The following is a 26664-nucleotide window of genomic DNA, read 5'->3' as shown; positions in this document are numbered from 1 at the left end:
ACCTCCGAGACGGCCTTGAAGAACCGCCATCCCATCGCAATCGTCGGCATCGGCGCCATGTTCCCCGGTTCCGGCACCACGCACGGTTTCTGGCGCGACATTCTCGCCGGACGGGATTGCATCGGCGACGTACCGGCCACCCATTGGCTGGTGGAGGATTATTACGACCCCGATCCGACGGCGCGGGACAAGACCTATTGCCGGCGCGGTGCCTTCCTGCCGCCCGCCACGCTGGACCCGCTGGAGTTCGGCATCCCGCCCCAGGCGCTGGCCGCCACCGACACCGCACAGCTTCTGGCGCTGATTGTCGCCAAGGAGGTGCTGGACGAGGCCTGCCGCTCCCAATTCCGCGACATCGACCGCAGCCGGACCAGCATCGTGCTGGGCGTGGCTTCCGCCACCGAACTGGTCGGCACCATGGGGGCACGGCTGCAACGGCCGGTCTGGGTCAAGGCCCTGCGCGAAGCCGGCCTGCCGGAAGCCGAGGTGACCGCCGTCTGCGACCGCATCGCCTCGCACTATGTGGAATGGCAGGAAAGCACCTTCCCCGGCGTGCTCGGCAATGTGGTGGCGGGGCGCATCGCCAACCGCCTCGACCTTGGCGGCACCAACTGCGTGGTGGACGCCGCCTGCGCCAGTTCGCTGTCGGCCCTGCTGATGGCGATGAACGAGCTGGAGCTGGGCCATTCCGACATGGTCATCAGCGGCGGCGTCGACGCGCTGAACGACATCTTCATGTACATGTGTTTCAGCAAGACGCCGGCCCTGTCCAAGAGCGGCGATTGCCGGCCATTCTCCGACGCTTCCGACGGCACCATCGTCGGCGAGGGGCTGGGAATGCTTGCCCTGCGGCGGCTTGAGGATGCCGAGCGCGACGGGAACCGCATCTATGCCGTCATCCGCGGCATCGGCTCGTCGTCGGACGGGCGCGCCACCAGCGTCTATGCTCCTCGCCCCGAAGGTCAGGCGGTCGCCCTGCGCCGCGCCTATGCCGACGCCGGCTATGGTCCGCGTAGCATCGAGCTGGTGGAGGCCCACGGCACCGGAACCCGTGCCGGCGATCTGGCGGAGTTCACCGCCCTGACCCAGGTTTTCCGCGAAGCGGATGCGGAAACGGAGTCCTGGTGCGCCATCGGCTCGATCAAATCGCAGATCGGCCACACCAAGGCCGCCGCCGGCTCCGCCGGTCTGCTGAAGGCGGCGCTGTCGCTGCACCAGAAGGTTCTGCCGCCCACCATCAAGGTCGAGCGGCCCGACAGCCGCCTCAATCTGGAAACCAGCCCCTTCTACCTCAACACCCGCGCGCGTCCCTGGGTGAAGGGTGGAGGCCCCCGCCGCGCCTCCGTCAGCTCCTTCGGCTTCGGCGGCAGCAACTATCACGTGGCGCTGGAGGAATATACCGGGCCCCACACCGCCTCCCGCCTGTGGTCGGGCGGTGCGTTGGTGCTGGCCGGCGCTGCCGACGCACGATCCCTTGCCGACGCGGCCCGTACCCTCGGCGAGCGCGTGAAATCGGAAGGGCTGGAAGCGGTCGCCCACGACAGCCGGATCGCCTTCGATCCTGCCGCACGCCATCGCCTCGCCATCGTCGCCGCCGATGCCGCGCAGTTCGAGGCGCGCTTGGCGACGGCGTTGAACCAGTCCGGCCCCTTCTCCGCCCCCGGCATTTATCTTGCTGTGGGCGAAGCCACCGGCGGCAAGGTCGCCTTCCTGTTTCCCGGCCAGGGCAGCCAGTATGTCGGCATGGGTGCCGATCTGGCCGTCGCCTTCGACGAGGCGCGGGCCGTCTGGGACGCCGAGGCAGCGCTGCCCGGCGCCCCCGGCCAGCCGCCCTTGCACCGCGTGGTCTTCCCGCCGCCCGCCTTCACCCGCGAGGAGGCCGACGCCCAGGATGCCCTCCTGACCCGGATGCTGCACGCACAGCCCGCCATCGGGACGGCGAGCCTCGCCCTGCTGGCGGTGCTGGAACGCGCCGGCCTCAGCGCCGATGCCGTCGCTGGCCATTCCTTCGGCGAGATCACCGCACTCTGCGCCGCCGGAGCCATCGACCGGCACACCGCCCTGACCCTGGCCGGCGAGCGTGCCCGCTGCATGGAAGCCGCGGCGGCCGGCAGCGACGGCACCATGATCGCGGTGGCCGCCGGACGGGAGCGTGTCGCCCCTCTTCTGCACGGGCTGGACGTGGTTCTGGCCAACGACAACGGCCCTGAACAGGTGGTCCTGTCCGGTGCCCGCGCGGCGGTCGAGAGCGCCATCGCCCGGCTGGAGGCCGAGGGGCTGCGGGTCGTCCGCCTGAAGGTCGCCAGCGCCTTCCATTCTCCGGTGGTGGCGGAGGCGTCCAAGAGTTTCCGCACCGTCCTCGAGAACACACGGTTCGGCACCGCCGCCATCCCGGTCTATGCCAATCTCACCGCCGCCCCCTACGGCGACAGCGAAACCCGCGACCTGCTGGCCGGGCAGATCGCCGGGACGGTCCGCTTCCGCGAAACCATCGAGGCGCTGTATGGCGACGGCGTCCGCACCTTCGTGGAGGTCGGCCCCGGTGCCGTCCTGACCGGTCTGGTGGCGAAATGCCTGGACGGCCGCCCGCATCTGACGGTGCCGCTGGACCGGCGTGGAGCCAACGGCGTCCTCAGCCTGCTGGACGGGTTGGGCGCACTGGCGGTGCATGGGGTGCGCCTGGATTTCGAGGCGCTGTGGGCCGGCTTCGCCGAGGAGCGCAAACCCAAAAAGCCGTCGCCGGCCGCAGTCCAGATCTCCGGCGCCAATTTCGGCAAGATTTATCCGCCCCAGGGCGGCGCTTCCGCATTGCCCAAGCCCAACCCGCCGCGGCCCGTCCCCCCGGCACCGGCCCAATCCGCCGCCTTCCAGTCCCAGCCCATCGAAGAAGCCCCGATCATGGTCACGAACTCCCCCGCTCCGCAGCCGGCGCCCACCCCCGTCGCCACGGCGTCGGTGGAGACGATCTATCACCATGTCGCCGATGCCCACGCCGCCTTCCAGCGCGCCATCGCCGAGAGCCATCAGGCCTTCCTCGCCGTCGCCGGTCAGGCGATCCAGAGCCTCAGCGGCGTTCCGGCGCAGCAGCTTGCTTTCACCGCCCCGCCTGCGCCGGTCATGCCGGGCGCGCCGGCCATCGCCGCTCCGCCGCCGATGCCGGTCCCCGCTCCCGCCCCCGTGGCGGCACCCACTCCGCCGGTACACCGGCCGGCGCCGGCTCCGCAGCCCATCGCCGCGCCCAGGCCGCAACCGGCGGCAGTCCCTCCCGCTCCCCGGCCGATCCTTGCTGCCGTCCCGCCCGCGGCCGCCACCCGCGACGTCGTTCTGGCGGTGATCGCCGAAAAGACAGGTTACCCGGTCGAGATGCTGAGCGCGGAGATGGAGCTTGAGGCCGGGCTCGGCATCGATTCCATCAAGCAGGTGGAGATTTTCTCGACTTTGCAGGAGCGCATCCCGGCACTGGGCACTGCCGACATGCGCGAGTTGAACGCGCTGAAGACCATCGGCCAGATCCTCGCCATGGCCGACAGCCGCGGCGGCGCTCCGGCCCCGGCGCCCGTCACGGCAGCGCCCGCAGCCGTGCCGCCAGTGACCGAACCGGCCGCGCCCTCCGTCGATGTCGGCGCGCTGTTCATGGGCCTGGTCGCCGAAAAGACCGGCTACCCCGTCGAGATGCTCAGCCCGGAGATGGAGCTGGAAGCCGGCCTCGGCATCGATTCCATCAAGCAGGTGGAAATCTTCTCGGCTCTGGTCGAACGGCTGCCGGACCTCGCCTCGGTCGAAATGCGCGAGCTGACCGCGCTGAAGACCGTCGGCGCCGTGATCGCGCGCATCAGGGGCGACGCTCCCGCCGCCCCGCAGACGCCGCAGTCGCAGGCCCTGCCCGCGTTATCGGCCGGCACCCTCCGCACCTGTTCGGTGCTGGAGGACCGGCAAGCCCCCGGAGCCGACATGCTGCGCGGCCTGACAAGCATCGCCGTCATTCCGGATTCAGCGGGCGTCGCTGCCGAGCTGGTGACGCTGCTGTCGGCCAGGGGGATCGCCGCCCGCCTCACCGAAGAGCCGGGCGCGCAGGACGACGGCGTGCTGTTCCTGGGCGGTCTCGACGGCGCCGATGCCGCATCGAGCGCCGACCTGCACTGGCGCGCCCTTGCCGCCGCCAAGGCTGCCGCCCCCCGCCTGGGCGAGGCCGGCGGCGCCTTCATCACCGTCCAGAACGGCTGGGATGCCTGGCTCGGGCTCGGTGGGCTCGTCCTGACCGCCGCGCATGAATGGCCGGCGGCGCGGGTCAAGGCCATCGATCTGGAGGCCGGAAACCGCTCCACCGCCGAGCTGGCGCAAATCCTGGCGGCCGAACTCACCACCGGCGGCGGCGACGCCGAGGTGCGGCTGACCGCCGACGGCCGACGCCTCGTCCGCACTCTTCGTCAGGAGGACGCGGCCGACGGCCCGCTGCCGCTTCCCGAGGGTGCCGTGATCGTCGTCTCCGGCGGCGCCCGCGGCGTGACCGCGGTGGCGCTGGAACAGCTGTCCCGCCACATCCGCCCGACCCTGGTCATCCTCGGCCGCAGCGACCCCGGCGCCGCCCCGCTCCTGCCCGGCCTCGCCGAAAATGCCGCAAAGGATACAGACGAGACGGCCGTGCGCCGGGCGGTGATCGCCGGCCCCGGCGCCGGCAAGCCGCCGCGCGAGATCGAGGCGATGGTCAAAGCCATCCTCGCCGCCAACGAGGCCCGCGCCACGCTCCGCCGGCTGGAGGCGGCCGGCGCCCGCGTCCGCTACTGCCGCGCCGACGTGCGCGACGCCGCCTCCGTCGCCCGGGCGCTGGCGACGGTCCGGGCGGAGGCCGGCCCGATCTCCGGCATCGTCCATGGCGCCGGGGTGCTGGCCGACAAGCGCATCGGCGACAAGACCCGCGAGCAGTTCGACGCCGTCTTCGGCACCAAGGTCGACGGGATCGCCAACCTGCTGGAAGCCACCCGCCAGGACCCCGTGCGCGTCATCTGCCTGTTCTCCTCCATCGCGTCGCTGCACGGCAATGCCGGCCAGTGCGACTACGCCATGGCCAACGCCGTCCTGAACGCCGTGGCGCGTGCGGAGGCGGCGCGCCGCCCCGATTGCACGGTCAAGGCCATCGCCTGGGGGCCGTGGGACGGCGGCATGGTCGGACCGGCGCTGAAGCAGCATTTCCACCGTATGTCCGTCGGCCTGATCGCCCCGGACGACGGCGCCGCCTTCATGCTGCGCGAACTGGCCCAGCCCCCCGCCAGAAACCCGGTCGTTTCCTGCATCGGCCACTCGGCATGAGCCGCGTCCCGCCCATCGCCATCGTCGGTCACGGCTGCGTGCTGCCGGGCGCCCTCAGCCCGGCGGAGCTGTGGCGGGCCGTGGTCGAGGGGCGGGATTTGCTGCGCCCTGTGCCGCCCGGCGTCTGGCGTGTCGACACCGCACAGGCCCTGTCGCCGCAGGCGCTGGAACGCTCGGCCACCGACCGCGGCGGCTATGTCCAGGGCTTCGATGCCGTCTTCGATCCCAGCGGCTTCGCCTGCCCGGCCGGGGATCTGGCCGGCCTCGACCCGCTGGTGCTCTGGCTGGTCCATTGCGGGCGCGAGGCGTTGCGCGAGGCCGGGCTGACCGTCGCGCCGCAGGGACGGTGCGGCCTGATCGCCGGCAACCTGTCCTACCCCACCGCCAGCCTCAGCGCCTATGCCGAGGCGGTGTGGCTCGACCGTGAGCGGCCCAACCCGGCGAACCGCTTCTCTTCCGGCCTGCCGGCGCAGCTGGCGGCCCGCGCGCTCGGCCTCGACGGCCCGGCCGTCTGCCTGGACGCCGCCTGCGCCTCCTCGCTCTACGCCGTCAAGCTCGCCTGCGACCAACTGCGCGACGGCCATGCCGACCTGATGATCGCGGCGGGCGTCAACCGCGGCGACGACCTGTTCCTTCATATGGGCTTCACCGCCCTCAATGCCCTCAGCCCGACCGGACGCAGCCGCCCTTTCCACCGCGAGGCCGACGGGCTGATCCCCGCCGAGGGAGCGGCCTGCGTGGTGCTGAAGCGGCTGGACGACGCGGTGTGCGACGGCAACCGCATCCTCGGCATCATCCGCGGCATCGGCCTGTCCAACGACGGGCGCAGCCGCGGCTTCCTGGTCCCCGATGCCGGCGGGCAGGAACGCGCCATGGCCGCTGCCTATGCCCAGGCCGGACTCAGTCCGGAGGCGGTGTCGCTGGTCGAATGCCACGCCACCGGAACTGCGCTGGGCGACGCCACCGAGATCGCCAGCATGGGCAGGATCTTCCATGGGTTGGACGGTGTCCCCATCGGCTCGCTGAAATCCAACCTGGGCCACCTGATCGCCGCCGCCGGTCTGGCCGGCATGGTCAAGGTGATCCAGGCGATGGCGGCAGGCGTCCGCCCACCCACCCTGCATGCGAACTCCGCCCCGCTGGACGGCATCGCCGCCTCGCCCTTCCGCCTGCTGAACCAGGCGGAGCCATGGGAGGTGGACGGTCCCCGCCGCGCCGCCGTCAGCGCCTTCGGCTTCGGCGGCAACAACGCGCATCTGATCCTAGAGGAATGGCAGCCCGCCACCCCGTCCGTGCAAGTGGCCGCCGTCCCGCCGCCCCTGCGCGTTGCCGTCGTCGGGCTCGCCGTCGTCACCGCCACGGACGATTTCGCCGCCGCCCTGGCGGCAGCCCCACCGGCCGGGGAGGGCCAGCGCACCCTGGACAGCATCACGCTGGACCTCGCCACCGCCCGCGTCCCTCCCGCCGACCTGCACCATGCCCTGCCCCAGCAGTTGCTGGCGATGAAGGCAGTGGCGCAGGCGGTTGTCGACGCTCCCCCACTGGCGGCGGCAACCACCGGCGTGCTGATGGGCATGGGCTGCGATGCCGAGGTGGCGCGGCGCGGACTGGGCGTGCGGCTTGCCAGCCTCTGCGGCCAGGAGGCCAGCGTCGAGCTCGGCCCGCCGCTGAACGCGGCCGGCGTCATCGGCACCATGCCGAACATCGTTGCCAACCGATTCAACGCACAGTTCGACTGGCGCGGTCCAAGCTACTCGGTGTCGGCGGAGGAACTCTCGGGGCTGGCCGGGCTGCGCATCGCCGCCCGCGCCCTGGTTACGGGAGAACTGGACGCCGCGGTTGTCGGCGCGGTCGACCTGTCCTGCGAACCGGTCCATCGCAGCGCGCTCGCCGCGCTGCGCCCTGACCTTGCGACGGCCGGCGACGCCGCCGTCACCCTGGTGCTGCGCCGGGTGAAGTGCGCCGAGGCGGCAGGGGAGCCGATCCACGCCATCCTCGACCTGTCTGAGGGCGGTGGCGCCGATGGCGCCGAATTCATCCTCGCAGGCCCGCAGGGCGCCAGCCCGGTCACCCGCCGCTTCGGCCATGCCCATGCCGCGTCCGGCCTGCTGCATGTCGCCGCCGCCATCGTCGCCGTCCGCGGGCGGATACAGCCCGCGGACGGCCCCGCCCGCCCCTGGCCGGGCGCCGGACTGTTGCGCACCCGCGTCACCGTCGAGGCGCTGGGCGGAGCCGCCGACAACCTGCTGATCGAAAGCGGCGGCATCGTCCGGCCGGCCCTACCTCCGCCCGCCGTCCGCCTGCGCTGGTTTGCCGCCGGCAGCCGGGCCGAGCTGTGCGGGCGCATCCGGCGCGGCGCAGATGGCGGACAAGGCCCCGTCCGCCTGTCCTTCGCCTGCCCATCCGGCCGGGAAGCCGACACCCTGTCCCGCGCGCTCGCTCTGGCCGAAGGCCGCGCGGCGGTCGCCGACGGCATCCATTTCGGGGAACAGCCGCTGGGCGGCACGCTCGCCTTCGCCTTCACCGGTGCCGCCGCGGCCTACGAGGGCATGGGCCGCGATCTGTTCCTGTCGATGCCCGACGTCGGCCGGGCCGTCACCGCGCGTTTCCCCGTCCTGGCCCACGCGGCGGAGCGGCTCTATGGTTCCGCCGCCCCGCTCGACGCCATGGCGCAGTTGCAGAGCTGTGCGCTGCTCTGCCAGACCCATGCGGAGGTCAGCCGCAGCATCCTCGGCCTGCGGCCCCAGGCGATGCTCGGGCTGTCCTCCGGCGAGACCAACGCGCTGTTCGCCACCGGTGTCTGGACCGACATGGACGCCATGTTCGCGGAGATCGACGCGTCGGGCCTCTATGGCCGCCATCTGACCGGCGACTGCCTCGCCGCCTCCCAAAGCTGGGGACGGACGGGCGCCGTGGACTGGCGCAACTGGCGCCTGCTCGCCCCCGTCGAGGAGGTCGAAGCGGCACTGGCAGGCCTGCCCCGCGTCTCGATCACCATCATCAACGCGCCACAGGATTGCGTGATCGGCGGCGATGCCGAATCCTGCCGGCAGGCCATCGCCCGCCTCGGCGCCCACCGTGCGCTGCCGCTCGGCCAGGACATGGTGGTGCATTGCGCCGAGTTGGAGCCCTGCGCCCCGGTCTGGCGCCGCATCCACCGGCGCGCAACCACCCCGCCCGAGGGCGTCGCCCTCTACGCGAACGCTTTCGCCCAATCCTATCCGCCGTCCATCGACTTCTGCGCCGAGGCCCTAACCCGTCAGGCGGTGGAGCGGGTCGACTTCCCCCGCACCGTCCGCCGAGCCCATGACGACGGTGTGCGCATCTTCGTCGAGCATGGCCCGCGCAACGCCCTGACCCGCTCCATCGCCGCGATCCTGTCCGGCCGCGACCATCTGGCGGTCAGCCTCGACCATCCCGGCCGCGCGCCGCTGGAGCAGTTGGCCCATGTCGCGGCCGAACTGTTCGCCGCCGGACTTGCCCCCGCCATGGCCGAGGTCGCCCGCCGCCTGGAGCGCCCGGTTGCCGCACCGCCGGCCCAGCCCCTGACCTTCCCCGCCCATGCCGTCCCCGTGGTGGTGACGCTCGGACAACCGATGCCCCCCGCACCGACCCTGCCGCCGGTCGCCGGCCTTCCGCCCCCCGATCTGGCCGCCCGCCGCCCCCTGGACGAGGTGCCGGAGCCGGTCGCGTCCACAACGGTGCCCGCGCAGCTCCCGTCGGCCGACAGCCCGATTGCGCGCATCCTCGCCCGCACGGCGGAGCTTCACACCGGTTACCTGACCATTGCGTCGGACCTGCACCGGACCTACCTGCACGGCTTCGGCGTGCCGACGCCGCAGTCAACCACCAGTGCCCTCTCCCGCCCCGGGAGAGGGAGGGGACCCACCGAAGGTGGGGAGGGTGAGGGGCAGGGCGAGAATCAAGGACCGCATGGTTCCTTGGATCACCCCTCACCCTTCCCACCGCTGCGCGGCGGGCCCCTTCCCTCTCCCGGGACGGGAGAGGGAGTGCTTCCTCCCCTCTGGAACCGCGCCCAATTGGAAATCCTCGCCTCCGGCAAGGTCTCCGACATCTTCGGCCCGCTGTTCGCACAGCAGGACGGCTACGCGCGTCAGGTCCGCATGCCGGAACCGCCGCTGCTGCTGGTCGACCGCGTCGTCTCCATCGCCGGCGAGCCGGGCAGCATGGGCCAGGGCTCCATCGTCACCGAGACGGACGTCACGCCCGACGCCTGGTATCTGCACAACGGCCGCATGCCAGTGGGCATCGCCATCGAATCCGGGCAGGCGGACCTGTTGCTGGTCTCCTGGCTGGGCGCCGATTTCCGCAACAGGGGCGAGCGCGTCTACCGCCTGCTCGGCTGCGAGATGACCTACCATGAGGGCGGCCTGCCCAGGGTCGGCGACACCCTGCGCTACGACATCCACATCGACGGCCATGCCCGTATGGCCGAGGTCGGGCTGTTCTTCTTCCATTACGACTGCCGCATCGGCGACCGGCTCGTGCTGTCGGTCCGCAACGGTCAGGCCGGCTTCTTCACCGACCGGGAACTCGCCAACTCCGGCGGCGTGCTGTGGAGCGCCGAGGAGGATCGGCCGAGGGACGGCGCCCGCCTCGACCCGCTGCCCTGTCCGTCGCGTCACCGCGCCTTCACGGCCGAACAGCTCGATTTCTGGACCGCCGGCCGCGCCTTCGCCTGCTTCGGCGCGGGGTTCGAGCTGGCCGGCAGCCACCAGCGCACACCGGCCATCCCGCAAGGCCGCATGCGCCTGATCGACCGCGTGACCGTTTTCGAGCCGCAGGGCGGTCCCTGGAGCCGCGGCTATCTGCGCGCCGAAAGCCATGTGCCGGCCGATGCGTGGTTCTATGCCGGCCATTTCAAGAACGACCCCTGCATGCCCGGCACCCTGATGGCCGAGGGCGCGGTGCAGGCGGTGGCGACCTTCATGGCGGCGGGCGGCTTCACCATCGGCCGTGATTCCTGGCGGTTCGAGCCGGTGCCGGACGAGCCCGCCCGCTTCGTCTGCCGCGGGCAAGTGATCCCCGACGCCGGCCATCGTCTGGTCTACGAGGTCTTCGTCGAGGAGATCGAGGATGGTCCGACCCCCATCGTCCGCGCCGCCCTGCTGTGCAGCGCCGACGGCTTCAAGGTCTTCCATTGCCGCGCCTTCGCGGTGCGGCTGGTGCCCGACTGGCCGCTGGGCCAGGGCCGCCACGCCCTGCCGGCACGGCTGGAGGCGCCGCGCATCGTCGGCACCCGCGGCGATGTGCGCGGCGATCACGAGGCGCTGCTGGCCTGCGCCTGGGGGGCGCCGTCCGCCGCCTTTGGCAGCATGTATGCCCGCTTCGACGCCGGCCGCGTGCCGCGCCTGCCGGGTCCGCCCTATCACTTCATGACCAGCGTGGTGTCGGTGAACTGCCCGGCCGGGGAGCCGACAGTCGGCGGCACCATCCTCGTCGATTATGCGGTGGAGCCGGACGCCTGGTACTTCGCCGAGAATGCCGCCCCGGTGATGCCTTTTTGCGTGCTGATGGAGGTGCTGCTCCAGCCTTGCGGCTGGCTGGCATCCTACATGGGCTTCGCGCTCGCCTCCACCGAGGATCTGGCGATCCGCAACCTCGACGGCGACGCCGCCCGCCTGTTCGCCGAGGTGACGCCCGCCGACGCCTGCGTCCGGACCGAAGCGACGCTGACCCGCTTCTCCCGTGCCGGCGGCATCACCCTGATCGCCTTCAAAGTCCGCGCCTGGGTGGACGACCGGCCGCTGATGGAGCTGGAAACCGCCTTCGGCTTCTTCGCCGCTGCGGCCCTGGCGAAGCAGAACGGCCTGCCGCCCCTGCCCGACGACACCGCCCGCGGCATTCCGCCCACGACGCCGCCCACCGAACCCCGCCGCACCAGACTGGCGGAGGGCAGGCTGCGCATGGTGGACGAGGTCACCGGCTGGTGGCCGCAAGGCGGAGCCGCCGGCCTGGGGCTCGTCCGCGGCCGGCAGGCGGTCGATCCGGAATCCTGGTACTTCAAGGCCCACTTCTTCCAGGACCCGGTGCAGCCCGGATCGCTGGGTGTCGAGGCGCTGCTGCAATTGCTGGAACGCGCCATGCTGCTGGCCGGGCTCGACAGCGAAATGCCCTCGCCCCGTTTCGAGGGTGCTGCACTGGACGAACCGCTCCGCTGGAAATACCGCGGTCAGGTCGTGCCGACCAACCGCACCGTCTCCACGGAAATCGAGATTGTGCGGATCGAGCGTGACGAGCGCAGCATCCTCGCCGTTGCCCGCGGCAGCCTGTGGGCGGACGATCTGCGCATCTACGAGGTGGACGGCCTCGCCGCCCGCCTCGTGCCCGGCGGCGATGGGCCCCGCAACGGCGATGGGCCCAGCGACGACGAGCCGGCCGACCTCCGCCTGGATCTGGACAGCGCCCCCTGGCTCGGCGACCACCGCCCCACCCACACCGTTCCGGCGGTCCCGCTGACCTGCCTTGCCGATGCCATGGCTGCCGCCGTGCCGGGCGGGCGGATCGTGGCCCTTGAGGATGTGCGGGTCCAGCGCTGGGTGACGGTGCCGGTGACGCTGCGCCCCGACGTGGAGCCCGATGGCCGCGTCACCCTGCGGGACGGCGGCGCGGCCGTGGCGACCGGGCGGGTGATCCGGGCGGCGGACTGGCCGGTTCCGCCGCAACCCTTCGCCCCGCTGGACGACGCCCGCCCCTCCCCCTGCCCCTACAGCGCCGGCGAGCTGTTCCACGCACCCGCCTTCCAGATCGTGAGCGACCTGCGCACCGGCCCGAGCGGCGCGTCCGCCACGCTCGATGCGGCCAAGGCAGCGCGGGTGCCGGGACCGATTGGCCCGGCGCTGCTCGATGCCGGACTGCATGCCATGCCCCGCCATGCGCCCGAACTCTGGTGGGGCGACAGGGCGGCCGGGATGCTGGCCTATCCCAGCGCCATCGAACGGCTGAGCCTGTTCGGCCCGACGCCGCGCGACGGCCTGATCCGCATCGAGGTGCGCGCGCTGCCGCTCGACGGGCAGGGCCGCGCCCGCTCCCGCCTGCAATGGCTGGCCGACGGCCGGGTTTGGGCCGAGATGGAACTGGCCGACGTGCTGTTCCCCAAGGGCGCGCTCGGCAAGGCTCCCGCCCTGGCTCGCCAGACCTTCCTGCGTGACCGCCAAGCCGCCCCCGGTGTGCAGCTGTCGCGGTCGGAGGACGGCGTCACCCGCCTGAACGCCCGTGAGGTGGCGGCCAGCAACTGGCTGCCGGGGACGCTGGAAGCCATTTACGGCGTGTCCGGCAGCGCCGTCGAGATGGCCCGCGCCATTGCCGCCAAGGAGCATGCCGCCGCCCATCTCGGCGTCCACCCCGGCACCGTGACGGTCGAGGACGGCATCGCCCGCTGCCCTGCCGCGCCGCTCACCCCGGTCCCGCTGTCGATCACGCAGGAGGGTGCCGACTGGCTCGTGACCGGCACGGCCTCCGCCGCTCCCGACCTCGCCCCGCTGCAACGGTTCTGGCGCTCGCATCTGGGAACCAGCGACTGGCCGGTGGAGGATCTGTTCCTGGCGCTGGCGGGCGAGTTCGTCGGACAGGTCCGCTTGGCGGATGCCGACCAGCTCGCGCGCATCGGCGAGCGCGGCGCGCTGTTCCTCGGCAACCATCAGGTGGCGGTGGAGTCCCTCACCTTCGCGCTGGTCGGCGCAGCCCTTACCGGCCGGCCGATCCTGACCGTCGCCAAGGCAGAACACCGCGACACCTGGCTCGGCCGCCTGCTGGAGCTGAGCGGCAGCGCTCCGGAGCTTCGCCTGCCGGCCATGATGATGCTGTTCGACCGCGAGGATCCCGCCGCCATGCTGGGGCTGATGGAACAGGCGCGCACCGCAGTGACGCGGGACGGGCTGTCCATCATGGTCCATGCCGAGGGCACGCGCTCGCTCTCCTGCCGCACGCCGGTCAGCCGCCTGTCGGGGGTCTTCCTCGATCTGGCGGCGCGGCTGGAGATCCCCATCGTTCCCGTCCGCTTCGTCGGCGCCCTGCCGGTCGAACCGGCAGCCGAACGGCTGGACTTCCCCGTCGGCTTCGCCCGCCAGGACATCCACATCGGCCGGCCGCTGTGGCCGGAGGACCTGGCGAGCCTACCGCTGGCGGAGCGCAAGAGGACGGTGCTCGACGCCATCAACAGGGCCGGCCCCGCCTTGGCCGACGAGATGCCCAACCAGCCGCGCCCGGAATTCGAAGCAAGGGCGAAGGCGCTTGCCGCGGCCTATGGGCTGACCCCGCCCCTGGGGGCGGCAATGCAGGCCGTGTTGAACGCAATCCCGGCCGACCGACCTCTGGGCCGCCTCGCCCGCCGGATCGCGGCGGGCGAGGCCGGCGACGAAAACGACCCGTGGCTGTCGGCGCTCTCCCGCTGGTTCCGGGCCGGATGATTTGGCCTCAGAAAACCGGAATGCCGACGATCATCAGGCCGAAAACGCCCAGGAGGGCGTGGGACACGCTGCTGCCGACCAGCGATCCCTGGCGCGCGAAGATCCAGCCCCAATAGAGGCCGAAGGGAAACACCGCCAGCGCCAACAGGATCGACACATGCAGATGGGTGGCGCTGAACAGCATGTTGGACAGGAGGATGGCCTCCAGCGTCTTGTATTTGCTGGTCAGGAACAGCTGGAACGACGCCTGGGTGCCGCGGGCGATGGTTTCCTGGATCGGCGTGAAGGCGCAATAGGCGCTGCCATAGAGCAGAACCTCTCCCACCGACAGGCCGGTGGAGCGGGCGAAGTCGAACACCGCCTGCCCCTGAAGGGCCGGGATGAAGGTCACGCCGATCCATTTCAGCAGCACGATCAGCACCGCGACGGGAATGGACAGCACGATGCCTTCCAGCGCGTTGCCCCGCCAGTTTTTCAGCGTGAAGCCATATGTGCTGGGCGGCCATGGGCTGGTCTTGACCGTGCGGTAGACGCCGAAGGCGAAGCCGGTCAGGATCGGCAGGCTGATCAGGGAGGTGTCGGGAACCACCTTGCTCAACGCCGTGGTGACGCCCAGCGCGAACATGTAGAAACACAGCCCGACCAGCAGGCGGAAGATGAACTTGCTCATCTCCACCCGGCTTTCCGCCTCGCTCAACCGGCTGCGCAGGGTCTCCACCGTCACTTCGTTGGTGCGGCGCAGGCGGGCGGCCAATTCATAGGCCATGTTGATCTTCAGACGACTGTCGACGTCGAGCGGCGAATCGGGCTGCTCGCGCAGGCGGGCGATGGAAACCGCCATGACCTCGCTGTCCTCGACCGCACGCACCGCACCGGAGCGCGGACCGCTGTCCAGCAGCGACACCTCGCCGATGGACTGCCCCGCCGTCAGCAGGGCAAGCCGGTGGAGGGCGGCGCCGCCGGCATCCCGCTTCAGAACCTCGAAACTGCCGGACAGGATGAAATAGAGGGCATCGCCGGGTGCGCCTTCCTCAAACAGAGTTTTGCCCTGCGGGACGCTGATGGGTCCGTCCATGATGGAGGCCAGTTGCCGGATGTTCTCATCCGAGAAGCCCGTCAACAGAGGCACCTTGTTCAAGCGCTCGTCTATCGTCAGATGCCGCGCAACCGCTGGCGCGCCACCAAGCTCCACCATTTCATGCCCCTTCAGGAATACAGACGGAGGCACTATAGGGCGACTCACCCTCCGACAAAAGCCGTGCACCACGAATGATGGCAACGGCCATTCGATCGGTTGCATGGATGCGCGGCGCAACGGCGCCTCATCCGAACGAAGCGTTCGCCCGCAGGGTGTCGGAGGGCTTTTCCCCGAACATCTCGCTGTAATAGGCAGAAAAGCGTCCGAGATGCCAGAATCCGTGGTCCATCGCGATTTCGGCGACAGTCGCCGTCCGCGGATCGGCAATGCGCAGGGCCCGGCGCGCCGCGTTCAGCCGCACCATCTTCAGGTAATCCTTGGGCGAGACGCCCATGACGTCGGCGAAGCTGTATTCCAGCATCCGCGTCGTCACCCCGATGGCCTGGGCCACCTGCGCCACCGACAGCCGGTCGTCCGGATGGGCCTCCACATGGTCGCGAAACTGGCGGACAAACTTCTGGCGCTGCGAATGACCGACGGTGGGGGGACGGACCGCCTGCATGATGCCGGCCTCCACCACCGACACGCACTGGTCCAGCAGGGGAAGAAGGACTTCGCTCTGCTCCAGCAGGGCGGGCGACGCGGCGAGCACGCATTGCAGCACCGCCCGCAGTTCGCCGGCACGCGCGTATGAAAAGGAACTGGCCGGCACCTCGGCGGCATCCGGCACCGTCACCCGCAGCTGCTCCGCCCGCCGGCGGTCGATGGCGAGCGCCAGCACCGACATCGGGCCGTTGCACAGGAACTCCGACAGGGTGCCGCCGCGCAGGAGCAGAACCTCGTTCTCGCCGACCGGCCGGCCGTCCAGCCGGGCCGGGGCCGAACCCGGCAGCGGGACGGCGACCACCAGCGTGTCGGGCGGCGGGGCCGTGTGCTGATGCAGGCGAAGGTTGGTGTCCTCCCGGAAAACGCTGATGCCCGGAGCCACGACCTCCTTCAGCCGGCCGAGGAAACGGCCGGGCTGCAGTTGGCGGTAATGCTGGGTCCAGCCGACGAGAGCCTTTTCCTGCTCCCACACATCTTCCGCGACGTCGGTGTCCAGCCGGAGGGTCTTGGGTTCTACCATCCGCTGTTGCTCCAGGCACGGCATGATTGGGCCGGTTCGTGTGGCTATTGCGGCAATGTCCAGGCAGCGGTTTTGCCTGAACGCCCATGATCAGCGCTTTCAAGAATATGTCAAACACAGAGAAGAATGATCTCTTCCATTTCGCAAAACGGATAGGACTATTTTTTGAACAGTTCGCTGCCTTGTGAAAATATATCCTGCCAAAGCCATGGGCAGAATGGCGAATACATGCATCCTTGCTGACTAACGATTGATCGTCACAAAAATGTCGGCGGAGTTAAAAATTTTTAAGGCTTCCGCCCATTTTGCCGACCCTGCAAACGCATGTGCGATTTTCAAACGGCCAAGAGCGGTTTCAGGAGAGAGTTATTGCCGGACTTTTAAAACAATACGGTAAGCAAACAAATCATCGCCATGGCCCATAGTCTTCATAAGAACATCGAAAAAACATAGAACAACAGAAATAAAATATTGAACCCACTTGCATCGAGAAATCTGCGGACGAGATAATCATCGGTTCTTTCAATATATCAGCGAAGATTGCCCTCAGGATATTGCCCAGAAATTATCATTTTCACTGAGGTTATTCAGAAAAATCCGTCGAGCGTCCGAAGATTTTCGCAAAGCGGATAGATCACCCCCCGGTCGCCATTGCACGATCCCGGTCGACCACGGCACTGCCGAAACAGACGGCAGGCCGGGGCGACCCCATGGGACATTGGAAGCGGCAGGGAGGGCACGGCATGACGGATGTGCTGATCCTCGGCGGCGGGCCGGCGGGAGCGGTGCTCGCCCGTCGCCTGACGGGCCTGGGGCATGGCGTGACTCTGGTGACCTGCGCCCGGCGCCCGGCGGTGGAAGGACTGTCCCTGCGGGCCGTCGAAGGGCTGCGGCGCGCCGGCTGCCTGGAAGCGGTCGCGGCGGCCGGCATGCCGGCGGCGCGCCGGGTCGATTGGAACGGGCTGCACACCGCTTTGAACGGCGAACATCTGGTCGACCGCAGCCGCCTCGACGCCGCCCTGCTGCGCGATGCCAGTGCCGGAGCCGTTGCCCTGTCCCATGGTACGGCGGCAGCGGTCAGGCGTGGAAAGGACGGCTGGCTGGCGGTCGATGCGGCGGGCACAATGCTGGGTTCCGGCCGATTTCTGGTGGAGGCCCGCGGCCGCAGGGCGCCAAACGCCCCGGCGCGGGAGTCCGGCCCCCGCACGCTGGCGGTCGGCCGGCTCTACCTCGGCCCCACCGGAAATATGGGCGGAGAAATGGGCAGCGCCGCCTTCTCCTTCGCCGACGGCTGGGCATGGCTGGCTGCCCTGCCCGATGGACGGCGGATCGTGCAGCTCGTCATCGACGGCGCCGAAAGCCCGGCCCGCGCCGACCTGACCGCCTGGCACGCGGCGACGGTCGCATCGCTGCCGCAGGCGGCCGGATGGATCGCCGGCTGCGCCCCGATGGGCGAGGCGGAGGTGCGCGACGCCACAGCGATCCGGCGGTCGCCCGGCGTGGAAGCCGACCGGCTGCGGATCGGCGATGCCGCCTTCGCTGTCGATCCGCTGTCCGGCCACGGCGTCTATGCCGCGGTGGCCTGGGCTTTCGCCGCCGCTGCCGCCGTCAACACGCTGGCCGCCGATCCCACGGCCCTGCCGGCGGTCGAACGCTTCGTCGAGGATCGCTGTGCCGGGCTGTTCGCCCATGCCGCCGACGCCGGCAAGCAGTTTTACCGCACCGAGGAACGCTGGTCCGGCCGCCCTTTCTGGCGACGCCGCGCCGCCTGGCCGCCGGCCCCGCTGCCCACCGCCGACCGCGGCATCCGCCGCCGCGCCGTGGTGGTGAACGACCGGATCGAGGAACGCCCGGTCCTGGTCACGCCCGCCCTGCCGCGCGGCGTACTGGCGATCGACGGGGTCGAGTTGGGCCCGCTGCTGGACAGCGTGGCGAGCGACCGACGCCTCGACGGCGATCTGGCCCAGCGCTGCGGCCGGCAGCTCGGCCAACCGCCGGGACGGGTGGCGGTCGCCCTCGCCTGGCTGGCGAACAACGGGTTCCTGCCGGGCGGGGCAAAGCCGCCTTCGGCAATGACGACAACGACGAAGAACGTCAACTCGTAGGAACGGGGAGTACCGATGGGACAGAAACCGAGAGGGCCCGGCCGCTGGCCCGGTCTTTTGCTGGGTGCGGTTGCTGGCGGCGTGGTTTTCGGCGGTGCGCTGACGGCTGCCCAGGATGCGCTGGCCGACGATGGCCGCATGCAGGGCCGCGCGCTGATCGAGGAACGCTGCTCCGCCTGTCATCAGAAGGAGGCCGACGGGTCGTTGCACCGCATCGATCATGTGCGCAAGACGCCCGAAGGCTGGACGATGACGCTGTTCCGCATGCGCCAGTTCCACGGCGTCGCCCTGTCGGACGAGGAACAGCGCACGCTGGTGCGCTATTTCGCCGACCGCCAGGGTCTGGCGCCAGAGGAGGCCGCCCCCTACCGCTATGTCCTCGAACGCCGTCCGTCGGTGGTGGAGGAGCCGGTGACCGACGGCGACCTGTCGGTGATGTGCGCCCGCTGCCACAGCGTCGCCCGCGTCGGGCTTCAGCGCCGCGATGAGGACGAATGGCGCCGTCTGGTCAACTTCCATCTCGGCCAGTGGCCGACCATCGAATATTCCGCCCAGGGCCGCGACCGCAAATGGTGGGAGATCGCCTCCACCGAAATCCCGCAGACGCTGGGCGGCAAGTTCCCCTTCAGGACCGACGCCTGGACCAGCTGGCAGGCGGCACCAAAGCCCGATTTGTCCGGCCGCTGGGCGGTCGCCGGGCACCGGGCCGGCATCGGTTCCTATGGCGGCACCGCGACCGTCACCAAAGATGGGGACGGCTATCGCATCGCCTACGACCTGACCGATTCCGCCGGCAAGCCGCTGACCGGCGACGGCAGATCGACGGTGTTCACCGGCTATGAATGGCGCGGCACCGGCACGCTGGACGGCAAGCCGGTGCGCGAGGTGTTCGCCGCGTCGCGCGACGGCAGCCGCCTCGACGGCCGCTGGTTCCTCACCCAACAGGACGAGGTCGGCGGCAGCCTGCATGCGGTGCGGGCCGGCGGTGCCGACAGCACGATCCTCGGCACCAGCCAGAGCTTCCTGAAGACGGGGAGCACCGCCCGCATCACCCTGTGGGGCAGCGGGCTCGACCGCGGCGAGGTCGGCTTCGGCCCCGGCGTGTCGACGAAGCTCCTGTCGCGCAGCCCGACCTCCGTAACGGTTGAGGCGACGGCCGCCGCGGACGCCGCCCCCGGTGCGCGCAGCCTGACGGTGGGCAGTGCCAAGGCCGGCGGCTTCGCGGTCTATGCCACGCTCGACAGCATCCGGGTGGAGCCGGACTTCACCATCGCCCGCGTCGGCGGCAATGGCGGGCCGGTGCCGCCGATGACCGCGCAGTTCGAGGCGGTCGGCTATCTGAACGGCCCGGACGGCAAGCCCGGCACCGACGACGACGTGCGCGTCGGTCCGATGCCGGCACGCTGGAGCGTCGAGCCCTTCAACGACGCCGCGGCGCAGATGGAGGACGTGAAGTTCGCCGGCGCCATGGCCGCCAACGGCCTGTTCACCCCCGCCGGCGCCGGCCCCAACCCGCAGCGCCAGTTCGGCACCAACAACATCGGCGACCTGAAGGTGGTCGGCACGGTGATCGACGGTTCCGCGACGCTGACCGGCACCGGCCGCCTGATCAGCACGGTCCAGCGCTGGAACGACCCGCCCATCCATTGAGGAGCAGAGCCATGGCAACCCTTCATCTGGTTCGCGACGACCTGCGCGACGTGACGGTCGGCGACCGGCGTGTCCTGTTCCACGTCCCCACCAGCGGCCTGTTCGAGCTGGACCGGGTCGGCGGCGCCCTGATCGACCTGTTCACCGAGCTGGGCGAGGTCAGCGAGGAGGATGTCCGCCGCCGCTTCAACGGCGTCGCCGATCCGGCCGAGGTGATCGACAGCCTGCGCGAGCTGATCACGCTGCGCGTCGTCGAAAGCGGCCCGGCCGTCAAGCGGACGAAGCCGCCGGTGACCATCAGCGAATTCCCGCTCAGCACCGTCGTGCTGAACGTCAACACCGGCTGCAACCTCAGCTGCACCTACTGCTACAAGGAGGATCTGACCACCCCCGCCAAGGGCGAGCGGATGGAGTTCGACACCGCCGCGCGCAGCGTCGATCTGCTGTTGCAGGAGGCCAGGGGCCGCGACAGCGTCAATGTCGTCTTCTTCGGCGGGGAGCCGCTGACCAACCTGCCGCTGATCCGGCAGGTGGTCGATTACGCCGAGAAGCGCGGGCGCGAGGCCGGGGTCCGCATGGACTTCTCGCTGACCACCAACGGCGTGCTGCTGACCGAGGAGACCGTCGACTGGCTCGACACCCACCGCTTCGGCATCACCATCAGCATGGACGGGCCGAAGCCGCTGCACGACCGCAACCGCCGCACCGTCGGCGGCAAGGGCTCCTACGACGTCGTGGCGGCGAAAGCGCGGATGCTGTTGTCGCGCTACCGCTCCCGCCCGGTGGGGGCGCGGGTGACGCTGACCGCCGGGGTCACCGACGTGGTGGCGATCCACGACCATCTGAAGACCGATCTGGGCTTCTTCGAGGTGGGGTTCTCCCCCGTCACCTCCGGTGCGATGTCGGCCTTCAACCTGACCGGCGACGAGCTGGCGACCGTCTTCGACAACATGAAGACGCTCGGGCTGGCCTATGTCGAGGCGGCGAAGCGCGGCGTCAACACCGGCTTTTCCAACATGCACCAGCTGATGACCGATCTGACGGAGGGAACGACCAAGTCGCTGCCCTGCGGTGCCGGGCTCGGCATGCTGGCGGTGGACAAGGAAGGCGACCTGCATCTCTGCCACCGCTTCACCGGATCGTCGCAGCCGACCTACGGCAATGTCGACGGCGGCATCGCCAAGGACAGCCTGGGCAGCTTCTTGGAAGGGATGGCGAACCGGACCGGCACCGATTGCGAGACCTGCTGGATCCGCAAGCTGTGCGCCGGCGGCTGCTATCACGAATCCTACGCCCGCTACGCCGATCCGGCGCACCCGACCTATCACTACTGCAACCTGATGCGCGACTGGATCGACTTCGGCATCCGCGCCTATGCCGAGATCATGGTCGCCAACCCGCAGTTCATCGAACGCCACGTCGCGCCGCGCAGGGGGATGAAATGAAACATCTGACGCCCATCAACAAGAAGGCCCGTCTGGTCGATCAGGCCGTCGAGAACGGCCATCTGGACGAGGTGGTGGCGATGCAGGTGGTGGTCGGCTGCGCCTCCACCATGGACCCCGGCTGGGAGGTCGATCCGTTCGGCAGCGTCGCCGCGCTGTGCGCACCGATGGAGGCCGACCTCTACGGCTGCTCCGACCCCTGCTGGTGGCCGGCGCAGGTGCCCGACACCATCAACAGCTACCCGGACTGGAACGCCAAGGCGGCCTCGGCCCAGAACGACTGGCGCGCCCTCCAGTCGGTGTTCCCGAAGGACTGACCGCCATGAAGACCCATGCAAACGGAGTCCGTCCAATGAGAAGCCGCCGCACCCAATACCGCCTGAGCGGCTTGCTCGCCGCCCTGCTGCTCTCCGCCTCTCCCGCCGCGGCGAAGGATTATCTGCTGACCGGCGCCAAGCCCGACAAGCTGGTGCTGGTCGATGCCGCCGCCCGCAAGGTGGAGCGGGTGCTGACCATCCCCGGCGGCGGGGTGGCGCCCGGCACCATCGTGCCCTCGCCGGACGGCCGCATCGCCTATGTCGTCAGCAACCACATGGGCAGCGTGTCCGGCATCGAGCTGGACAGCGGCAAGCAGGTCTTCCGCGCCGATTTCTCTACGACAGGTGAACCGGGCGGCGACCTGCGCGTCCGCAGCCTGTTCGGCATGGACGTCAGCCCCGACGGCAAGGAGCTGTACGTCTTCCAGGCGCCGGTGCGCATGCTGCCCGGCGAGTACCGGGTGGAGGACACCCGCATCGCCGTCTACCGCACCGCCGACGGCGTTGGCGCCAAGCCGGTGCGCCTGCTGCCGGCGCCGCGCCGGGTCGCCGTGCTCGCCTTTTCCAAGGATGGCGGCACGCTGTGGGCGCTCGGTTGGGATCTCTACGGCCTCGATCCGAAGACGGGGGCGGTGAAGGAGACGCACAAGGTGCTGAACTGGACCCGCGCCAACCACAGCCCGCCCGACGTGCTCGACATCTGGCCGCAGTTCGAACAGGCGGCGACGCTTTCCACCCCCTACTTCACCACCCGCACCGATCTGGCGGCGACCGATCCCGGCGCCTTCCGCACCGGCCTGATGACGCTCGACCTCGCCACCGGCCGGATGGACATGCGGGATTTCGAGGACACCAGCGCCGTCATCTTCTCGTCCGTCGTCAGCCCGGTGAAACGGACAGAAGCCTATTCCGTCTACACCCAGCTGACCAAGATCGATACCGACGGCGGCAAGCTGGTGAAGCGGGTGGACCTGCCGCACACCTATTACTCGATCAACGTCTCCAGCGACGGCAAGGAGGTCTATGTCGGCGGCACCGCCTGCGACATCGGCGTCTACAGCACCGATACGCTCGACCGCGTCGGACAGGTGGAGATCGCAGGCTGCCCCGACCAAGGCATCGCCTCCCTGCGGGTGATCCGGCGCTGAGTAAGCGCCCTCTCCCGCCCCGGGAGAGGGCGCCTTATCCCCTCCCCAACAGGCTCTCCCATGCCCCATTCCCTGCGCTGGGCCGGCGGCTTCGTCCGGCCGCACCGGAGCCGTCTGGCGGTCTGCGTCGCCCTGTCGCTGGCAGGCACCGGCATCGGGCTGGCGCAGCCATGGCTGACCAAGCGCATCGTCGATGACGGGCTGACCGGCGGCGACGCCCGGCTGCTGGTTCTGCTGACGCTGGGCATGCTGGCGGCGGGGCTGGTCTCCACCCTGCTGTCGGGGGCGAACCGGCTGGTCTACACCCGTGCATCGGCCAGCGTGCTGTTCGCGATGCGGGAGCATGTCTACGGCCATCTCCAGACGCTGCCGCCGCGCTTTTACGCCCGCTGGTCGGCCGGCGACGTGCTGGGCCGGCTCGACGGCGATCTGGCGGAGGTGCAGCGCTTCGCCGTCGATGCGCCGCTGTCGGCGCTGAACGCGTTGCTGACGCTGGCCGGGGCGGTGGCGCTGCTGCTGCTGATCGACCCGGCGCTGACCGTGATCGCCTTCCTGCTGCTGCCGGCGCAGGCGCTGTTCCTGCGCGGCACCCGGCCCTGGGTGGAGCGCAGCGCCCGCGCACTCCGCGACTCCATGGCGGCGCTGACCGGCTTCTTCGTGCAGCGCCTGTCCGCCATGAAGCTGATCCAGTCGCTGGGCGCCGAGGGCCAGGAGGCCGACCGCCTCGCCGCCCTCGACCGCGATTGCCTGGGCCAGCTTCTGCGCCAGCAGATGGTCGGCATCGTCACCGGCGGCGTGCCGGGCCTGCTGGGATCCGCCGGAACGGCGGCGGTGTTCCTGTGGGGCGGCCTGCGGGTGATCGACGGCGAGCTGTCGCTGGGCGCGCTGATCGCCTTCTCCGCCTATCTCGGCCGCGCCACCGGTCCGGTCCAGGGGCTTCTCGGCCTGATGGTCGGGGCGCAGCGCGCCCGCGTGTCGCTGGACCGGTTGAGCGAACTGCTGTCCGAAGCCCCTGCCGTAAGCCGCCCGGCCCGGACGGTCATCCCGGCCGACCGGGGCGGTGCGCTGTCGGTCGAAGGCGTTGTCTTCGGCCATGGCCCCGGCCGGCCGGTGCTCGACGGGCTGTCCCTCGCCATTCCGGCGGGGTCCAAGGTCGGGCTGCTCGGCCCCTCCGGCGCAGGCAAATCGACGCTGACCGACCTGTTGCACCGCCATTACGACCCGGAGTGGGGCCGCATCGCGCTCGACGGTATCGACCTGCGCGACCTCGACCCTGCCCTGCTGCGCCGCCGCGTGGCGGTGCTGGGCCAGGACGCGCCGCTGCTGCCGGGCAGCATCGCCGACAATCTGCGCTTCGGCCTGCCCGCAGCGGAGAGCGCGGCGCTCGACCGGGACACGCTGGCCGAGGCGGTGGCCGCTGCCCAGCTCAGCGGCTGGATCGCCAGCCTGCCACGCGGGCTGGATACGCCGGTCGGCGCCTGGGCCTCCGCCCTCTCCGGCGGGCAGCGGCAACGGATCGCGCTGGCCCGCTGCCTGCTGCGCAAGCCGGACCTGCTGATCCTCGACGAGCCGGTCTCATCCCTCGACCCGACCGCCGCCGAGCGGCTGATCGCCGACGTGGACCGCCTGTTTGCCGGCCGCACCCGTCTGGTCATCAGCCACCGCGGCGAGGCGCTGGCCGGCTGCGACGCGGTGTATCGCCTGGAGCATGGCCGCCTGGAGCCGGTTACCCAAACCCTGGAGGCCGCATGCGCATCGCAGTGATCGACAGCGGCATCTCGTTGCCCAACGCACAGGCGACCGAGCGCGCGGCCTTCCGACTGCGTGAAGACACTCTCGGCATCGAACAAATCCCGGCCCACCCTGACCGCATCGGCCATGGCAGCGCCGTCGCCGCAGCGATCCTGGTGCAGGCCCCCGCAGCGACGCTGATCGACGCCCAGATCTTCCATGACCGCATCACCGCCTCGCCTGCGGCGGTGGCGGCGGCTCTGCGCTGGGCCGTCGGCTGCGGCGCCCGGCTGGCGACCCTCAGCCTCGGCCTGTCCGCCGACCGCCCGGTGCTGCGCGCCGCGGTGGAAGAGGCGCTGTCGCACGGCCTGCTGCTGGTCGCCGCCAGCCCGGCGCGCGGCGGTCCGGTGTGGCCCGCCGCCTATCCCGGCGTCATCGCCGCCACCGGCGACGCCCGTTGCGCCCCCGGCGAGGTGTCCATCCTGCCCGCCGCCTTCGGCACTTGCCCGCGCCGGCTGGATGGCGCCCCGCATGTGGGCGGCGCCAGCCTCGCCGTCGGTCATCTCGCCGGCCTGCTGGCCGCCGTCGCCCCGCCGTCGCGCGAGGCCGCTCTCGCCCGTCTGCACAGCGCCGCCCGCTGGCACGGGCCGGAGCGGCGTCTGGTCTGACGCCCCGGCAGCCGCGGCGGCAGGGAAAAGCATCCGCTCTATAATCAGTTCGCAAGGCGGATAGATTGAGCACCCCGCGACGGCGATACTTCCGCCGCTTCCCACCGGGCATCGTCTGCCCCTCCACAATTCCGGAACACCCCGATGTCTGATTACAAACTGCTGATCGGCGGCCGACTGGTCGCCGGCGACACCACCATGCCCGTCGTCAACCCGGCGACGGAGGCGGTGATCGCCGACTGTCCGCGCGGGTCGGCGGCGCAGATGGACGAGGCGGTCGCCGCCGCCAAGGCCGCCTTCCCCGGCTGGGCCGCACTGCCCATCGCGGACCGCCGCGCGGCGATCCTGCGGCTTGCCGACGCGCTGAACCGCCGCGCCGAAGAATTCGCCCGGCTGCTGACCCGTGAACAGGGCAAGCCCCTGTCGGAATCCACCGCCGAGCTTGCCTATACCGAGGCCTTCCTGCGCAGCCTCGCCACGCTCGACCTGCCGGTTCGGGTGGTGGAGGACGGCGAGCGGCGTCGGGTCGAGCTGCACCGCCGGCCGCTGGGCGTGGTCGCGGCGATCATTCCCTGGAACTTCCCGCTGCTGATCGTCGCCTTCAAGCTGCCGCTGGCGCTGCTGGCCGGCAACAGCATGGTCATCAAGCCGGCGCCGACCACGCCGCTGACCACCCTGCGCTTCGGCGAGCTGTGCGCCGAGACCCTGCCGCCCGGCGTCGTCAACATCGTGACCGATGCCAACGACCTGGGTGCCCGCCTTTCCAGCCACCCCGACGTGCGCAAGGTGACCTTCACCGGCTCGACCGAGACCGGGCGGCGGGTGATGTCCTCGGCCGCGGCGACGATCAAGCGGATCACGCTGGAACTGGGCGGCAACGACGCCGCCATCGTGCTGGACGACGCCGACCCCAAGGCCGTGGCGCCGAAGCTGTTCGCCGGCGCCTTCATGAATGCCGGGCAGGTCTGTCTGGCGATCAAGCGGCTCTATGTGCATGAGCGCATTTACGACGCCCTCTGCGCCGAGCTGGCCGCCCTGGCTGAGGCGGCGGTGGTCGGCGACGGGCTGCTGCCGGACGTGCGGATCGGCCCGCTCCAGAACCGTGCGCAGTACGACAAGGTTCTCGGTTTCCTGGAGGATGCCGGCCGCGACGGCCGGATCATCGCTGGCGGTGCTGTCACCGGCGGACCCGGCTGGTTCATCCGCCCGACCATCGTCCGCGACATCGCCGACGGCGCCCGGCTGGTGGACGAGGAGCAGTTCGGCCCGATCCTGCCGGTGATCAGGGTCACCGGCATCGACGATGCGGTGCGGCGCGCCAACGCCTCTCCCTACGGGCTCGGCGCGTCGGTCTGGTCGTCCAACCCCGACCGGGCCTATGGGGTGGCATGCCGGCTGGAGGCGGGGACGGTCTGGATCAACACCCATCTCGATTTCGGCCCCACCATCCCCTTCGGCGGCGCCAAGCAATCCGGCCTGGGCGTCGAGTTCGCCGAGGAGGGGCTGGCCGAATTCACCCAGCTGACGGTCATCAACCGGGCCATCAACCGGGCCAACTAGCCGAACGGGGGATCGACAGGCCGTCTCCGCGCGGGTTCAG

General features: G+C 70.5%; 12 protein-coding genes. 10 read left to right on the top strand and 2 right to left on the bottom strand.

All coding sequences use genetic code 11. The features are described 5' to 3' along the window. Positions 1-15 precede the first annotated feature (15 nt). The gene (locus ABNQ38_RS05735; protein WP_377806145.1) at positions 16-5307 is read left to right on the top strand and encodes an SDR family oxidoreductase; all 5292 of its coding nucleotides are present in this window, start codon (positions 16-18) and stop codon (positions 5305-5307) included. Further along, on the top strand, positions 5304-13736 hold the full coding sequence (locus ABNQ38_RS05730; RefSeq protein WP_377806143.1) for a beta-ketoacyl synthase N-terminal-like domain-containing protein: 8433 nt from the start codon (positions 5304-5306) through the stop codon (positions 13734-13736). Before ABNQ38_RS05735 ends, ABNQ38_RS05730 begins: the two co-directional genes overlap by 4 nt. 7 nt (positions 13737-13743) lie before the next feature. On the opposite strand, the gene ABNQ38_RS05725 is transcribed toward ABNQ38_RS05730, so the two are convergent. Both ABNQ38_RS05725 and ABNQ38_RS05720 read right to left on the bottom strand, forming a co-directional pair. After that, complete coding sequence (locus tag ABNQ38_RS05725; RefSeq protein ID WP_377806229.1) at positions 13744-14865, bottom strand: cyclic nucleotide-binding domain-containing protein; 1122 nt, start codon at positions 14863-14865, stop codon at positions 13744-13746. Between the two features lie 193 nt (positions 14866-15058). Further along, positions 15059-16000 (bottom strand): helix-turn-helix domain-containing protein, encoded by a 942-nt coding sequence (locus tag ABNQ38_RS05720; protein WP_377806142.1) that lies wholly within the window; start codon positions 15998-16000, stop codon positions 15059-15061. Between the two features lie 743 nt (positions 16001-16743). Here ABNQ38_RS05720 and ABNQ38_RS05715 point away from each other — a divergent pair. The 8 genes from ABNQ38_RS05715 to ABNQ38_RS05680 all read left to right on the top strand — a co-directional run bounded on the left by ABNQ38_RS05715 (position 16744) and on the right by ABNQ38_RS05680 (position 26624). Beyond that, entirely contained in the window at positions 16744-18105 is a 1362-nt protein-coding gene (locus ABNQ38_RS05715) for an NAD(P)/FAD-dependent oxidoreductase (RefSeq protein WP_377806141.1), read from the top strand. A gap of 15 nt (positions 18106-18120) precedes the next feature. Beyond that, positions 18121-19755, top strand: a complete 1635-nt coding sequence (peaA, locus tag ABNQ38_RS05710; protein WP_377806140.1) for a quinohemoprotein amine dehydrogenase subunit alpha — start codon at positions 18121-18123, stop codon at positions 19753-19755. A gap of 11 nt (positions 19756-19766) precedes the next feature. After that, a complete protein-coding gene (gene peaB / locus ABNQ38_RS05705; protein ID WP_377806139.1) occupies positions 19767-21200 on the top strand; it encodes a quinohemoprotein amine dehydrogenase maturation protein in 1434 nt (477 codons plus the stop codon). Then, entirely contained in the window at positions 21197-21517 is a 321-nt protein-coding gene (qhpC, locus tag ABNQ38_RS05700) for a quinohemoprotein amine dehydrogenase subunit gamma (RefSeq protein WP_109050738.1), read from the top strand. Before peaB ends, qhpC begins: the two co-directional genes overlap by 4 nt. Positions 21518-21552: 35 nt before the next feature. Then, positions 21553-22665 (top strand): quinohemoprotein amine dehydrogenase subunit beta, encoded by a 1113-nt coding sequence (gene peaD, locus ABNQ38_RS05695; protein ID WP_377806138.1) that lies wholly within the window; start codon positions 21553-21555, stop codon positions 22663-22665. Between the two features lie 60 nt (positions 22666-22725). Then, on the top strand, positions 22726-24429 hold the full coding sequence (locus ABNQ38_RS05690) for an ABC transporter ATP-binding protein (protein WP_377806137.1): 1704 nt from the start codon (positions 22726-22728) through the stop codon (positions 24427-24429). Further along, positions 24414-25064 carry a hypothetical protein gene (locus ABNQ38_RS05685; protein WP_377806136.1) on the top strand — a complete coding sequence of 217 codons (651 nt, stop codon included), beginning with the start codon at positions 24414-24416 and terminating at the stop codon, positions 25062-25064. The genes ABNQ38_RS05690 and ABNQ38_RS05685 overlap by 16 nt, the downstream gene beginning before the upstream one ends. Before the next feature lie 144 nt (positions 25065-25208). After that, positions 25209-26624 (top strand): aldehyde dehydrogenase family protein, encoded by a 1416-nt coding sequence (locus ABNQ38_RS05680; RefSeq protein ID WP_377806135.1) that lies wholly within the window; start codon positions 25209-25211, stop codon positions 26622-26624. The last annotated feature ends 40 nt before the right edge of the window (positions 26625-26664 follow it).

The sequence above is a fragment of the Azospirillum sp. A29 genome, assembly GCF_042604625.1.
GTDB lineage: Bacteria > Pseudomonadota > Alphaproteobacteria > Azospirillales > Azospirillaceae > Azospirillum > Azospirillum palustre.
Note: the sequence above shows the minus strand (reverse complement) of the source record. Positions and strands in the feature narration are given on the sequence as shown.

Excerpts from the sequence above, each read along its gene's own strand:
- ABNQ38_RS05680 (WP_377806135.1), top strand. The coding sequence starts at position 25,209 with ATGTCTGATTACAAACTGCTGATCGGCGGCCGACTGGTCGCCGGCGAC.
- ABNQ38_RS05685 (WP_377806136.1), top strand. The coding sequence starts at position 24,414 with ATGCGCATCGCAGTGATCGACAGCGGCATCTCGTTGCCCAACGCACAG.
- peaD (WP_377806138.1), top strand. The coding sequence starts at position 21,553 with ATGAGAAGCCGCCGCACCCAATACCGCCTGAGCGGCTTGCTCGCCGCC.
- ABNQ38_RS05720 (WP_377806142.1), bottom strand. The coding sequence starts at position 16,000 with ATGGTAGAACCCAAGACCCTCCGGCTGGACACCGACGTCGCGGAAGAT.
- qhpC (WP_109050738.1), top strand. The coding sequence starts at position 21,197 with ATGAAACATCTGACGCCCATCAACAAGAAGGCCCGTCTGGTCGATCAG.
- peaA (WP_377806140.1), top strand. The coding sequence starts at position 18,121 with ATGGGACAGAAACCGAGAGGGCCCGGCCGCTGGCCCGGTCTTTTGCTG.
- ABNQ38_RS05690 (WP_377806137.1), top strand. The coding sequence starts at position 22,726 with ATGCCCCATTCCCTGCGCTGGGCCGGCGGCTTCGTCCGGCCGCACCGG.
- ABNQ38_RS05730 (WP_377806143.1), top strand. The coding sequence starts at position 5,304 with ATGAGCCGCGTCCCGCCCATCGCCATCGTCGGTCACGGCTGCGTGCTG.
- ABNQ38_RS05715 (WP_377806141.1), top strand. The coding sequence starts at position 16,744 with ATGACGGATGTGCTGATCCTCGGCGGCGGGCCGGCGGGAGCGGTGCTC.
- peaB (WP_377806139.1), top strand. The coding sequence starts at position 19,767 with ATGGCAACCCTTCATCTGGTTCGCGACGACCTGCGCGACGTGACGGTC.